8 protein-coding genes are annotated in these 14395 nt (G+C 49.2%); 4 read left to right on the top strand and 4 right to left on the bottom strand.

Annotation, left to right across the window (positions count from 1 at the left end; all coding sequences use genetic code 11):
• Positions 1–40: 40 nt before the first annotated feature.
• Positions 41–1810, top strand: coding sequence for an oleate hydratase (locus WMO65_RS02395; protein WP_148391478.1), 1770 nt, complete (start codon positions 41–43; stop codon positions 1808–1810).
• 61 nt (positions 1811–1871) lie between these two features.
• Here the strand turns inward: WMO65_RS02395 and WMO65_RS02390 are convergent, their stop codons facing one another.
• Positions 1872–3383, bottom strand: coding sequence for an HAL/PAL/TAL family ammonia-lyase (locus WMO65_RS02390; RefSeq protein WP_103732037.1), 1512 nt, complete (start codon positions 3381–3383; stop codon positions 1872–1874).
• A 75-nt stretch (positions 3384–3458) separates the two neighbouring features.
• On the bottom strand, positions 3459–5645 hold the full coding sequence (locus tag WMO65_RS02385; RefSeq protein WP_187370515.1) for a BTAD domain-containing putative transcriptional regulator: 2187 nt from the start codon (positions 5643–5645) through the stop codon (positions 3459–3461).
• Between the two features lie 141 nt (positions 5646–5786).
• On the opposite strand from WMO65_RS02385, the gene WMO65_RS02380 reads away from it, so the two are divergent.
• Genes WMO65_RS02380 through WMO65_RS02370 form a run of 3 tightly spaced genes read left to right on the top strand, consistent with a single transcriptional unit; the run spans position 5787 to position 9486 of the window.
• Entirely contained in the window at positions 5787–6278 is a 492-nt protein-coding gene (locus WMO65_RS02380; RefSeq protein ID WP_103732039.1) for a (2Fe-2S)-binding protein, read from the top strand.
• Positions 6265–8511, top strand: a complete 2247-nt coding sequence (locus tag WMO65_RS02375; RefSeq protein ID WP_148391480.1) for a xanthine dehydrogenase family protein molybdopterin-binding subunit — start codon at positions 6265–6267, stop codon at positions 8509–8511. The genes WMO65_RS02380 and WMO65_RS02375 overlap by 14 nt, the downstream gene beginning before the upstream one ends.
• 12 nt (positions 8512–8523) lie before the next feature.
• Positions 8524–9486 carry an FAD binding domain-containing protein gene (locus WMO65_RS02370; protein WP_187370516.1) on the top strand — a complete coding sequence of 321 codons (963 nt, stop codon included), beginning with the start codon at positions 8524–8526 and terminating at the stop codon, positions 9484–9486.
• 73 nt (positions 9487–9559) lie between these two features.
• On the opposite strand, the gene WMO65_RS02365 is transcribed toward WMO65_RS02370, so the two are convergent.
• Together WMO65_RS02365 and WMO65_RS02360 are read right to left on the bottom strand one after the other, a co-directional pair.
• A complete protein-coding gene (locus WMO65_RS02365) occupies positions 9560–10969 on the bottom strand; it encodes a GntR family transcriptional regulator (protein ID WP_103733209.1) in 1410 nt (469 codons plus the stop codon).
• Between the two features lie 84 nt (positions 10970–11053).
• Complete coding sequence (locus WMO65_RS02360; protein WP_148391482.1) at positions 11054–14224, bottom strand: response regulator; 3171 nt, start codon at positions 14222–14224, stop codon at positions 11054–11056.
• Positions 14225–14395: the final 171 nt, after the last annotated feature.

Below are 14395 nucleotides of genomic sequence, written 5' to 3'. Positions count from 1 at the left end.
AAAACAAATAATGATTCCTATCAAACAAGGAGGTATTCATATGTATTACAGCAATGGAAATTATGAAGCATTCGCACACCCGGTAAAGCCTGAGAGCGTTGACCGTAAATCCGCATATCTGGTCGGTTCCGGACTGGCTTCCCTGGCAGCCGCCTGCTTTCTGGTGAGGGACGGGCAGATGAAAGGGGAACACATCCACATTCTGGAGGAGTTGTCCCTGCCCGGCGGCGCCTGTGACGGCATTCATGATGCCCAGAAAGGTTTTATCATCCGGGGCGGCCGTGAGATGGAAAACCATTTTGAGTGCCTCTGGGACCTGTTCCGCTCCATCCCTTCCCTGGAAACAGAGGATGCGTCTGTGCTGGATGAATTCTACTGGCTGAATAAAAAGGATCCAAACTACTCTCTCATGCGTGTCACCGAGAACAGAGGTGAGGATGCCCACACAGACAATAAATTCGCCCTCAGTGACAAAGCCGCCATGGAGATCATGCAGCTCTTCTTCACAAAGGATGAAGACCTGTACGACAAAAAGATAAATGATGTCTTTACAGAGGAGTTCTTCAAGTCCAACTTCTGGCTCTACTGGAGAACCATGTTTGCCTTTGAGGACTGGCACAGCGCCCTGGAGATGAAGCTGTATATCCAGCGTTTCATCCATCACATCGGCGGCCTTCCCGACCTGTCCGCCCTGAAGTTTACCAAGTATAACCAGTATGAATCCCTGATCCTCCCCATGGTAAAATATCTGGAAGCCCACGGGGTCCACTTCCAGTATGACACCAGAGTGACCAATGTGATCTTTGACATCACTCCTGAGAAAAAGGCTGCCCGGAAAATTCTGATGATCCATAATGGGCAGGAGGAGTGCATTGACCTGCTGGACGACGACCTGGTCTTCGTCACCAACGGAAGCTGCACGGAGAACTCCAGCCTGGGAGATGATGACCATGCCCCTGTGTTAAACGACACTCCCGGCGGATGCTGGGAACTGTGGAAGAACATAGCGGCCCAGGACCTCTCCTTCGGCAATCCCGACAAGTTCTGCAGCGAGACAGACAAAACCACCTGGGAATCCGCCACAGTCACCACACTGGATGACAGGATCCCGCCCTATATCCAAAAAGTCTGCAAACGTGACCCCTTCAGCGGCAAAGTGGTGACCGGAGGCATTGTGACCTGTAAGGACTCCTCCTGGCTCATGAGCTATACCCTGAACCGCCAGCCCCATTTTAAAGAACAGCCAAAAGACCAGCTTGTAGTCTGGGTCTACGGCCTGTTCACGGATGTTCCCGGGGATTATGTGAAAAAGCCCATGCGGGAATGTACCGGAAGAGAGATCACGGAGGAATGGCTGTACCATCTGGGCGTTCCCGTGGAGGAGATACCGGATATGGCAGCTAACTCCGCCCGCTGCATCCCCTGCATGATGCCCTATATCACAGCCTTCTTCATGCCCAGAACAGCAGGTGACAGACCCAAGGTAGTACCGGAAGGATGTGTGAACTTCGCATTTATCGGCCAGTTCGCGGATACAGTAAGAGATACGGTATTCACCACAGAATACTCTGTGCGGACAGCCATGGAGGCGGTCTACACTCTTCTGGATGTGGACCGGGGTGTTCCGGAAGTCTACGCCTCCTGCTATGATATACGCGCGCTTCTGGATGCCACTTCTAAAATGCTGGACGGTAAGAAAGCTATCGAGATGAAAGTGCCCTGGATCATGAAGCTGGTGGAAAAGAAAGCCCTGCGGAAGATCTCCGGCACTGTGATCGAAGATCTGCTGAAAGAATACAACGTTATCTAAGACAGGCAGAAGGCAGGTGAATCCATCACCTGCCTTCTGTTTTCCCTGCCGCTTCACAGGACTATAGCCATCCTCCTGCCTTCAGCAGTGTATTATTTTTTACCGCCTCGTAAGAATTCTGAATATCCACGGACAGCTTCCTGTCCCGATCCAGAAACGGAACGATCTTCCGGTACTCCCTGAATGCCTTTCCGGAACATTTCCCCAGCTTATAATTTCTCCTGAGATCTACAGCCTGGGCAGCGTGCATCAGCTCCATTCCCAGAATATATCTCAGATTATCCACGATCTGAAAGGACTTTTCCAATGCCAGAACCGCGTTGGAAGCATGGTCCTCAATATACCCGGACAATGCCAGGAAATCCATGGAAGAAGGATTTGCCAAAGACCGGTTCTCTGTGTCCAGAGAGGTAAACGTCTTCTGGATCGTGGAATATCCGATGACCGTCTTGCCCCCGTCAGGAGATAAAAACCGGGGAAGCCCTGTAAAATCAGGGTCAGCCAGCTTCAATATCCTGTGGCACGCACCCTTTGACATATGGTTCAGGGCTATATTCAGCATCTCTGCCTTCAGCACCAGATTCAGAGGCTCAAAATTACAGCTCACGGATACCCGCCCCTCATCAGGAAGGACACAGGGATTGTCATCCGAGTGGTTCAGATGCTGCTCAAGGCTCATCTCCAGCAGTCTGATGCATTCCAGTATGGACCCGTTTATAAAAGCCGAATCCCTGAAGCTTAAGGGGTCCTGGAGAGCCTTGCCCTCTGTGCCGTCAAAGAGATAGCTGCCCTCCAGCATAGCCAGACATTCCCGGGCGCATTCCGTCTGTTCCGGAAATCCCTTTGCCTCTGTCACACTTTTGTCAAGCTGCTGAATCTGTCCGTTCAATCCCTCCAGGCCAATACAGTAAATAAGATTGGAGTTGGCTGTCAGCTCTTTTACCTCCTTCAGAAGAAGGGCTGTCATGGCCGCCGCCTGAGAGTTGGAGGACACGATTCCGAGACCGTCCTTCGGGCCGAGGACCAGCGGCTTCAGTCCCTCCGTTTCCATGGCTTTCAGGCTGTCTGTGGGCCGGCCTTTATAGAGCACATCATTTTCTCCGATCATGGACATGCCGATCATGGCATTGACCGCCAGGTCAGCTTCCCCCACAGAACTCCTTCTGGGAACCAGGGGATGTATCCTCTTATTCAGGAAATCCCTGTAGCGCTTCAGCACCTCCGTGGAAAGCCCTGCACAGCCATACAGAGCTGTGTTCAGGCGGATCAGCATGACAGCCCGTATTTCCTCCTCCGTACAATACGGAGGTACGCAAAGAGAATGGGAACGCAGAAGGTTTTTATTATACTGGTCAAAATACTCATTGTAGACTTTCCTGTCCTTGTTCCATCCTACCCCTCTGTTTGTCCCGTAAACAGGCGTTTCCGAGTCCACCATCCGGTATAGGACATGCTTTGCCTTTTCCGCCCGTTTCAAAGCCTCCTCTGAGATTTCCACACAGGCCCCGTCATATACCACCTCATAAATCTGGTCCAAGGTAAGGCTGTTTCCATCCAAAATAATTTTCTCCATCGTGTTCTCTCCCATTCTGCCAGCACTGCCGTGCTGTTTTTCTGAAAATATAAGATATTTTCATCTAAATTTTGTTTAAAAAATGCAGAATTGGTCAAGATATTTTCTTTCCCATAGGGATGGGATTTTTGCCTGTTCTTCTTTTTCACTAAATGCCTGTCTGTTTTCTTCCAGCCTCTTCCTGCACCTGCAGGGACAGGCGCTGCTCTTGGTGATCAGACTGATGATCCTGATGTAGAGACATCGTTCAAAGGGGTCCCTGCTGTATACAGCAGACTGCCCGGCTTTTTCCAGGTACACTGCCCCGCCCTCAAAGTCTCCCTTTCTGAATAACAGAACCGCTTCATAGGAATAGGCACTGCTTCTTTTAAACATTACGTGGAGATGTTCAAAGCTCTGCACAGCGGCTTTTATATACCGCTCCGCCATCTTGTCATTTCCTGTATCAAACAGTCCTTTCCCCATATGAAGGTAGAGCAGGGTCTTGCCGCTGATATTATGGACATTGGCGTTGATATCCAGAGATTTTCTATAGTATTCCATGGCACTGTCATAATCCTTTGTAAGCCTGCCGATCTCCCCAAGCCAGCTGTATGCCACCGCAGCATTGGCCCCCCATTCCTCTGCCCACTCTTTACTCAGGAATATCTCTGCTGCCTGAAGCAGCTCCTGACGGCCTTTTTCCATTTCCCCTTTAAGGATATAGCCAATTCCCAAAAGCCGCTTCCAGAATCCCTGTTCCGCAGATGTATCAGCCGCCCGATTCACACCCTCACGACTCAGACAAAGCAGTTCGTCTGCCTGGTAAGTATCCATACAGATAAATGCCTTCTGCTTCAGAATCTCTTCTGTTATGCCCTGCAGCTCCTCCAGCAGCCTGATGTATTCCCAGGATCTTTCGTAGTCCGGTATCTTCACGTAAGACTGCACCAACATGGTCAGATAAAGCTCCAGCCGGTCCTTTTCAAAGCTCTCCGGGTTGACAGACTCTTTATATGCTTCCACATATTTTTCCATCTGTTCATAGATGAATGCAATCTGCTTTTTATTATTGAGGTAGGTTTCCGTATTATACATCACATCATAATTGTGCAGCACCGGAAAATACTGGTGGGCGATCGTCAGATATCTGCTCAGATATTCTTTCAGGTAAAAATCTGATTTTTCTCTGTCCTGGCTCTTAAAATAGTGGTAGCTGATCTTAGGCAGAATATCCTCATTTTTCCCCAGAAAAAACTGCTTTTCAAACCTCTTCGCCATGAGTCTGTGGAGACTCTTTCTCTTTGTCAGGCTGAGGCTTTCATATACCCTTTTCCTCTCCTCCTCAAGCGGAAAGGAATAATAAATTCTGCCGGACTCCTCCTCCTCCTGAATGATACCCCGGCGGACAAGAGATTCGATTCCCTCCACAAACAGGTCTTCCTCAATATTGGAAAAATATTTTAATTTTCTGTATTCCGCCCTGTCACAGAACATGGATATCCATTTAAGCAGGGTTTCACATATTTCTGACTGGATTTCCTGCTTGTATAACCTCGGCTTTTCTCCCTCGGGTACACTTTTCCTCTCTTTTGCGCTGCTGATTTTCTGCCACAGCCTTGTTATCTCCTCTCCGGGCACCTCATCCAGCTCCTGTTCCAATATATACTTAAGCTCCCGGTAAACCATTTCCGCACGGTTTTCCTGGCCTTCTTTTTCGTATAATCTCATGAGAAGCTGATAGTATTTTTCGCAGAACTCATCCATGGAAATGAGATTTTTGCATATCTCCTCACACAAATCCAATCTGCATTTCTCTCCGCCCAATTCCTCTTCTGCCAGGGAATAAATTTTCTCTGCAGTCTCAACTCTTTTCTGACGTATAAAACTTTCAAACTGGCTGCTCTCTTTTACTTCAAAATGATCCAAATACCAGAAATTTTCCTTACCGGAAAGGATTTCAAGATTCCCTTTCATCTCTTCCAGATCGATCCACAGATCCGCCTCCGGGTTGATCTTAAGCTGCTGCCTTCCGTCTGTGATCAGAAAATCCTTCCCAAAGGCTTTTCTGATATGATAAAGGGCATTTCTGTAGTTTCTGTTGGCCTTTTCTTCGTCATATTTGTCTCCCCAAAAGATGTCTTCCAAAATCTGCTTATTTTCATACCCTTTGGTGACCAGATAATAAAACATGCCCTCAGCTCTTCCATAAGGAAACAAATATCTTTTCTTATTTATATAAACTCTGGGGGGTCCTAAAAGAAAAACTTCTACTTTCTCCATGCCATCCTCTCCCTTTTTGTTTTGCACACTTCTTTTATTTATCATAGGCAGACAGAGGCGATTAGTCAACAACACTTTTTTAACAAAACTTCAACAAATATATTCCATAATAGAAATAAAAAAGCAGGAGGTATCCGTTCTATGAATTATTTTACTATTACTCTCACCATCAACCGGGAAACCATGGTTTTTTCCGTCACGGAGGAAGACACGCTTCTCGATGTCATCCGTGAAAAAGCAGGGCTTACGGGCACCAAACAGGGATGCGGCTGCGAACAGTGCGGAGCCTGTACCGTGCTTTTAAACCACAAGGCTGTAAATTCCTGCTGTATACTGGCGCTGCAGGCAGACAATGGGGTAATTGAAACCATTGAGGGCCTGGAATCACCGGAAAAACTTCATCCCATTCAGCAGGCTTACATAGAGGAAGGTGCTGTACAGTGCGGATTCTGCACACCGGGCATGATCATGTCCACAAAAGCGCTTTTGGATCAGGTTCCAAACCCTGATACTTCCCAGATTCGGAGTGCGCTCTCCGGAAATATATGCAGATGCACCGGCTATACCAAAATTGAGGCAGCCGTAAAAAATGCAGCCCGGAAATTAGAGGAGGTATCCCATGAATCCATATAAAATCGCAGCACACAAAATCCCAAGACACGAATCTGCCGCAAAAGTTACCGGAAAAGCTCTTTATACCGATGATCTTTCCCTGCCCAAAATGGTTTACGGCATGATCATCCGAAGCCCTCACGCCCACGCACAGGTAACACACATTGATCTGACGGAAGCGGAAAAAACCGAAGGATACATAGGGGCCCTTCTTCCGTGGGAGGTTCCCGATACCTTTTATAACTGCTCCGGAACTCCTCCGTCCCCGCTGCTTATGAAGGATGAGAAGGTACTCACCACGCATCCCCTCTGTGTAGGAGACCGTATCCTGGCGATTGCAGCCCGTACGCCCCAAGCGCTTTTAAAAGCAGCGAAAGCTGTGCAGATCAGCTACACCATTCTGCCTTCCGTACATACCATAAAGGACGCTTTAAGGAAGGATGCTGCCCCCATCCAGCCTCATATCTCCAAAAACAATATCCTGGCCGTAAGAGAAGCCTGTATGGGCGATACCCAAAAAGGCTTTGAAGAGGCTGACTATATTTTTGAGGATGACTTCCACACTCCGGCCACACAGCATGTGGCTATGGAACCTACCTCCTGTATCTGTGATTTTTCCGACGGCAGGACATTAAATATCTGGAGCAACTCCCAGACCCCTTACCAGGAACGCAGGATCCTGGCAGAACTGTTTCAGATGGAAGAAAATGACATCCGTATTGTGAAGCCTGTTATGGGCGGAGGCTTCGGCGCCAGGCAGCAGCTCCATAACCAGCCAGCCGCTGCCCTGCTGTCAAAAAAGATACGAAGGCCGGTAAAACTCATTAACACCAGGGAGGAAGAGATGTACGCCTCTGTTGTCCGCCACGAGATGCAGACACATTTAAAATTCGGTGTGACAAAACAAGGGATTTTGACTGCTTTCCAGACAGAGTTTTATCTGAACGCAGGCCCTTACACCACCCACACTCCCACTATTGTGGCTGCAGCCAGCAGAAAATTCCAGTACAGGATTCCCAACTACCTCTTTAACGGGTACACTGTAGCTACCAACGGCCCCACTGCAGGCGCCTTTAGGGGGTATGGCAATTCACAGCTCACCTTCGGGCGGGAGCTGATGATGAGCCGGATCGCCAGAAAGCTGCACCTGGATCCTGTGGATTTCCGGCTGCGCAACCACGTCAAGACCGGTGAGAAGTTCCCCGCCGCTGCCTCCGCTGTCACAAGCTGCGGCATTGAAAAATGTGCCCGCCGCTGCCAGGAGATCCGGCGGGAGATCGACGAAAAAGAAGGTCTGGCAGATAATGAGGATATCCGGCAGGCATGGGGCGTATCCTTTGCCTGCCATGGCTCCGGCCCCTCCTCCAAGGAGGGTATGAGCTCTGCCGTCATACTGGTAAGCGATGACGGCGGCATCCGCCTGATAACCGGTTCTGCCGATATCGGACAGGGCAGTGAAACCATGCTTTCCCAGATTGCCGCGGAGTGTCTGGGCATTCCCCTTTCCCATGTTAAGATCACAGCGGCTGATACAGGCATTACCTCTTACGATACAGGAACCTTCGGCAGTTCCCAGACGTATGTAAGCGGAAATGCTGTAGTGCTGGCCTGTCAGGACGTGATCCAAAAACTGACGGATGCTTTATCAGACTGTTATGACAGCGCAGATATTACGTTCGGGGAGGATAAAAAATTCCATATTCCTTCCGAAAATCTGTGTCTGACCTTAGAGGAGGCTGCCCATCAGGTAGTATTCGGTATAAAAGGAGCCGTGATCATCGGAAACTCCAGCTATAAAGCAAAAGAAAGTCCCAATCCCTTTGCTGTCTGTATGGTAAAAGCGGAATACGAAAAGAAGACCAACAGCATTATCCTGCGGCACGTGATCGAGGTGGTGGATGTGGGCACCCCCATTAATCCCCTCACAGTCATCGGCCAGATTGAGGGCGGTGTGGCACAGGGTGTGGGCTACGCTCTGACAGAGGCTTTGGAACACAGCCGCCATGCAGGCAAGGTGATCTCTTCAGACCTATTGACATACCGGGTCCCCCTCATATGCGATATGCCTGAAATCCACGGAGAATATATAGAAAATTTTGAACCCACCGGCCCTCTCGGCGCCAAAAGTGTAGGCGAGCTGACCACCGTACCCGTAGCACCTGCCATCGCAGATGCCGTATCCCAGGCATCCGGCAGAGAGATCAATAAAATACCACTGTCTGAATTTTTTTTCATAAAACCAAACAAAAAGTAAGGAGCGATGACCATGTATTATAAACCGAAGACATTGAAAGATGCGCTGTCCTGCCTCTCTTCAGAATCCCCTGTCATCCTTGCCGGCGGAACCGATCTTATGCCGCTTGTAAAAAATGACTTAAAGCCCTCCGGAAGCTATATGGATATCACCCACATTCCGGACCTCTGTGCCGTGCAGAAGACATCCGAGGGCTGGTTTCTGGGTGCTGCCGTCACCATAAGCGGGCTTTTGGAAAACGCTGCCCTCTGCGGTACCTATCCCGCTCTTGCCCGGGCTCTCAGCGTCACGGCATCCCCGCAGATAAGAAATATGGGAACCATAGGGGGAAATATCCTTCAGGACAGGCGCTGTCTTTATTTTAACCAGTCTGCCTGCTGGAGAAGCAGCATAGAAAAATGCTTTAAGACAGGGGGAACCCTGTGCCACCAGATTCCCAACTCGCCTGTGTGCCGCGCCCTTTATTACTCGGACCTGGCTCCTGTTCTGCTCCTCTATGAGGCTCAGGCCCGGATGATTAAAAATGGGGAAAAACAGCAGGTTCCCATAGAGACTTTCATTCATGACCATACCGTCAGAAACGGAACCACGGAAAGGCCGGATTTTCTTCTTGAAGGTTTCTTTCTCCCCTTCCCCCGGAAGGGATACCGAAGCAGCTTTGAAAAGATAAGCATAAGAGGCTCTGTTGATTTTCCTACTGTCCATTTTGCGGGCGCCTTTCATCCGGAGACAAGGGATACACGGCTGTTTGCAGGCGCCGTGGCTGAATCTCCCGTAGAACTCAGTGATACGGAGGCTTTTATCAAAGCCAATCAAAATGCCGGCCTTGACCAGACAACGGATACGGCAGTAAAAGAACTGCTTGCCAGGGCAAGACTGATCAAAGAAGCCACCATCTCCGTAAAAGTAAAAAAAGATTCCTTTCAGAATATCCGCACTTTGCTTAAGACTTTGATCTGTCAGCCGGAACCATAAGCTCCCGAATCTTTGTATACAAAAGCAGAGGGCAGATGAAAACTTTCATCTGCCCTCTGCTTTCCATTCCGGATCATTCCTCTTTTTCTGCCGTCAGGTGTCTTTCCAGCCTGAAACGCATAATTTCCTCCTCATGCTTTAAAAGGGATTCCCATTCCAGGGAAAACGCTTCATAATCCTTTCTGACCAGTTCTTCGGCAGCCCTCTGGATCCGTTCTTCATATTCCTCATGCAGGGAACGCTCCTGCAGCCTCAGCATGGTGAAGGGATATCCCCAGGCAAGCATCTCTCTCATTTTCCCGTAACACTCCCGCACAATGGAGAGAGGACACTTTTCCTCAATGAAAAACAGGCATGTTTCAAAGGAATAAAAGCTCTTTCCCTTCCTCTGCATCTTGACAAACGCCTCCTCCAGCCAGCGTCTGTCCTCCTCGCTGGTATGCTGCAGCGTATAATAAGAGATTCGGCGTATGGTGAGAGCCAGTATCTGCAGGCTTTCCAGATACAGACGCATACTTTCCCTGATCTCCGGTCTGGAAAAGTCCATGGACCGTACGATTTTGCAGATCTGTGTTCCTTTTCCCTGATAGGATTTTGTCAGTCCCAGACTGTTCAGAAGGCTTAAAGTACGGCGCACCGTGCTGACAGATACGTCGTATATCTCCGCCATCTTAGGCAGAGACGGCAGATAATCCCCCGCAGTATACACACCCCGGTTGATATCCCTGATCACCAGAGACACCATGGTATAGCAGAGCTGCGGCCGCTGTCTGTAGATACTGCAATAAAAGGGGACCTGCTCTGCCCCTTCCGGAAATACCGCCTTTTCATGCTGCCGCAGAAACGCCTTGATATCCTTCACCGCGTCAAAATAAAACGCAGCGTACTGTTCATGCAGCCAGGTCACCACCTGTTCCCTGTTATTCTCCGTACCGGTATAGCGCGCCGCTTCTTTTTCTTCCCGGTTCACCAGATAGGGGAATCGTACATAGCCAATGATCTCCCAGTAGAAATTCAGGGCCATCCCATTGCCCATGCCGTGAAGCACCAGATAATAAAATTTCACCGGCATGGACACCGCGCCGCTTAAGGGGGATGAAAGCGCATCCATAAACCACTGCCACTCCTTTTCGCCGCATTTACGGACACCCTCCTGCCAGAGAGGCTCTAACAGGAGTTTCCCTGATTCACACAGCTCCTGGATACCTGCCTCCCTTGGAGCGAAATACTTCACCGCATTTTTCCTAAGCTCCTCCGGGGTGGTCCTGTAAATGACTTTCGCCGTTTTTCTGGCATCTACCCGGATCAATCCCTTCTTTTCAAGCAAAGTGAGCGCGTTTCTCACCGTCGCGGGAGCCATCTGGAAAACATCACAGATTCTGTTGATGGACGGCAGGCTCTCCCCGTATCTATAATATCCAAAAAGGATCCTGGCTTCATAATATTCATAAACCAGTCTGTAAATTCCACTTTCAAGCAACATAATTCTTCACCTCAATGGATTATTTTACCATAAACCCCTTCTGCCTGCAAACTGGCCGGGCAGATTTCCAAAAATATGTGCCCCCTATTCTTCCTTTCTGAAGATAAAGTCATACAAGGTCTGAAAAAGCCTTGCCGGGTCTATGGGTTTTGCCAGATGGGCATTCATGCCGGCAGCCTTGCTCTTCTCAATATCATCGTCAAAGGCATTGGCTGTCATGGCAATGATCGGAATGGTCCTGGCATCCGTATTGCTGAGATGGCGGATATTGGTAGCTGTCGTCAGGCCGTCCATGAGGGGCATCCGGATATCCATCAAAATGGCATCATAATACCCTTTTTCGGATTTGCTGAACAACTCCAGAGCACGCAGGCCATTCTCCGCAGTGTCCACAGTAAAGCCCTTCCCCTCCAGCAGCATAACCGCAATCTCTGTGTTCAGAGGATGGTCCTCTGCCAGAAGTACACGCTTCCCTGTGAAATCATAGTCCATGTCCGCTTCTTTTTTCTCTTCCTTCTCCTCCTCCTTTTTCCCCAGTGCCCTGGAGAACGCAGAGATCAGGGAGGATTTGAACATGGGCTTGCTGATGAGCAGATTCACACCGGCCATCTTTGCCTCATGTTCAATGGAACTCCAGTCATATGCCGTCATAATGATGATTGTCACCTCAGGCCCTACAATGCTGCGGATACGCCGGGCTGTCTCAATCCCGTCCATCTCCGGCATTTTCCAGTCTATGAGTATCATGTCAAAATATTTTCCCTCATTCCACAGGTTCTTTACCCGGTTCACTGCCTTTAAGCCGCTGTCCGCCCACTCCGCAGATATTCCCATTTCCTTCAGGGTGACCATGGCGCTCTCACAGACTGCCACGTCGTCATCCACAACCAGAGTTTTGAGGTGGGAGAAATTGTAGTTCTGCTTCCTCTGGTTGTGATGCAGTTTCTCCTCCTCTGTGATTCCGAGTTTCACATCCACTGTAAATTCAGAGCCGATTCCTTTGATAGAACGGATTATGATACGCCCGTCCATCATATCCACAATGTTTTTGGATATGGCAAGCCCAAGCCCTGTCCCTCCGTAAAGGGCAGTCGTCCCTGTACTCTCCTGGGAAAATGGTTCAAATATATGGGGAATAAATTCCTCATTCATCCCCACTCCGGTGTCATTGATGACAAAGCGGAGGACCGCATCGTTTTTCGTCCTGCGCATCTGGGCCGCCGAAAAGGTCACTTTTCCGCCCTCTCCGGTAAATTTAATGGCATTGGAAAGGATATTGATGAGCACCTGCTGCAGCTTCATGGCATCTCCCATGTAATAGTCGTCCAGCACCGGGTCCACAATACACTCGTAATCCACGCCCTTGGCGGCTGCCTGGGCATGGCAGATGGAGTTGATCCCGTTTAGAAATTCCTCTGTGGGTATCTTCTCATTTTTCAGCAGCATCTTGCCGCTCTCGATTCGGCTCATATCCAGAATATCATTGATCAGGGACAGAAGGAACCGGGACGATATGCCGATCTTGGCAATGCAGTCTGCCACCTGCTCATCATCCCCTATGGACTGGGCCGCAATGGTGCTCATGCCGATGATGGCATTCATGGGTGTGCGGATCTCGTGGCTCATACGGGAGAGAAAATCCGACTTGGCCGCATTTGCCTGCTCCGCGGCAACCAGGGCTGCCGCCATCTCCTCCTTCTGCCGCTGCTCCTGGCGCACCACGTCTGTCACATCTGTTCTGGCCAGACACGCCCGCCCCAGTTCCCTGTCTATATAGAAGACCTCACAGCGCTTGACCCGCTGTTCCCCGGCTTCATTTTTCATCTCCACAATAAAGGAGTAGGATTCGTTCTCCTCAAGCTGCTCCTCCATATAGCTGTATTCCAAATGCTCCAGATAATATCTGCTGACTTCCTCCTCCATCACCTGCTCTGCCATTTCCTTTACTTCCGCCTGAAAATACCCGTTCCTGGGAAGTATTCCGTATGCCCGTTCATCAAAGGAGATCAGATGATACCGGTCACGGCGCAGATCAATGTCCGCGATGAGTTCAAAACCGAGATCTGTTATCTTTTTCAGAAGCTGTTCCTGCATCTTCTGCTCTGTCACGTCAAACGTATAAAAAAAGACAATGATATCACCGGACTGGGGATTCAGGTAGGAGCGGAAGCTGGTATTGCTCCAGAACACGCTTCCGTCTTTTCTTCTCCTCAGAAATTCAAATTTGTAATCCACCTTTCCCGCACTGTAGTCAGCCAGCACTTTCTCTCTGTCAAGGGCACTGCTGATCTTTTCGCCGTACTGCCAGTCCACGGCAGACTGGGCCATATTCTGCACGGTCTCCTCAAAGGTGGCTCCCACATGGGTGATGGCATCATCCAGGGCCGACACATAACTCTCCACACAGTTTTTTGTCACATTCATCCGGCCGCGGAAATTTTTCTCGGAGGATGACAGCTCTGCAAAATAAGCCATCTCCTTTTCAAACAATTCCCTGGACCTTTCCTGGTTCTGCTTTTCCTCTGTGATGTCCACAAATACACAGTAAAAATACTGCTCCCCTGACTTTTCAGTGATGAGCTGGGCCTTAATGGAAATCCATTTGACAGAACCGTCCTTACAGATCAGACGGTTTTCATTATGTATGGTACTGCCGTACTTCAACTGTTCTCTCAGCTTTCCGGCCATAATTTCCAGATCATCGGGATAAATAACAGAAGACATCCTGTTGCCCATAGCGGCAAATTCCTGCCTGGTATAGCCCAGGAACTCAAAAAGACCGTCATTCGCTTCAATGACGGAAAAGAATTCGTCAAACCTGCAGCGGAACACCGCACCCGGAATATTATTATAGATGTGCAGAAGTTCCTCATGGCTTCCTCCTGTATCTGAGAGGCAGATATTCCGAATCTTCCACTGTTCCTCCTTACGTTCCAGTGTAAAATATCCTCCCATCTGCCAGGCATATACTTCACTTTTCAGCTCCAGCCTACAGAAAAGGCTTAAGAGCACATCACTCAAGGGCTGCTCATATATGACAGTAACTGCCGGATAAAAAGCATGCTCTGCTTTCCCGGTATCTCTGCGGATATAATCCAGCATTTCCTGTTTTCCGTGAGCATATTCTCTGTCACCGGCTCCCACAAAGCGCACGTCACTGTCCAAAAATTCCGCCGCCCTTAAAGGCTCCCCCAGCGCAAACCAGGCATTACAGAATTCTTTTACTGTCTGAGCTGCATCTATTTTCTTTCCCATTTATCCAATCCTCTCATTACAGCAGTCCTCCTGCTGTTTGTCTCTTTTGCCTGTTGGCTTTATCTTAACACTTATTCAAATCATTGTAAACTCTGCATTTCAAGCGCTGCGCCTGCACAGCCTCTTATTGCTTTTTTTCATGGCATCCCCTATCATGGTAAATGATCATGA

The organism is Blautia caccae, from assembly GCF_040095955.1.
Taxonomy (GTDB): Bacteria; Bacillota; Clostridia; order Lachnospirales; family Lachnospiraceae; genus Blautia; species Blautia celeris.
The sequence above is the reverse complement of the archived record's forward strand: the minus strand, read 5'-3'. Positions and strand labels throughout refer to the sequence as shown.

Bases quoted from the DNA above. Each gene is read 5' to 3' on its own strand.
- WMO65_RS02385 (WP_187370515.1), bottom strand. From the start codon at position 5,645: ATGGAGAAAGTAGAAGTTTTTCTTTTAGGACCCCCCAGAGTTTATATA.
- WMO65_RS02365 (WP_103733209.1), bottom strand. From the start codon at position 10,969: ATGTTGCTTGAAAGTGGAATTTACAGACTGGTTTATGAATATTATGAA.
- WMO65_RS02390 (WP_103732037.1), bottom strand. From the start codon at position 3,383: ATGGAGAAAATTATTTTGGATGGAAACAGCCTTACCTTGGACCAGATT.
- WMO65_RS02380 (WP_103732039.1), top strand. From the start codon at position 5,787: ATGAATTATTTTACTATTACTCTCACCATCAACCGGGAAACCATGGTT.
- WMO65_RS02370 (WP_187370516.1), top strand. From the start codon at position 8,524: ATGTATTATAAACCGAAGACATTGAAAGATGCGCTGTCCTGCCTCTCT.
- WMO65_RS02395 (WP_148391478.1), top strand. From the start codon at position 41: ATGTATTACAGCAATGGAAATTATGAAGCATTCGCACACCCGGTAAAG.
- WMO65_RS02375 (WP_148391480.1), top strand. From the start codon at position 6,265: ATGAATCCATATAAAATCGCAGCACACAAAATCCCAAGACACGAATCT.
- WMO65_RS02360 (WP_148391482.1), bottom strand. From the start codon at position 14,224: ATGGGAAAGAAAATAGATGCAGCTCAGACAGTAAAAGAATTCTGTAAT.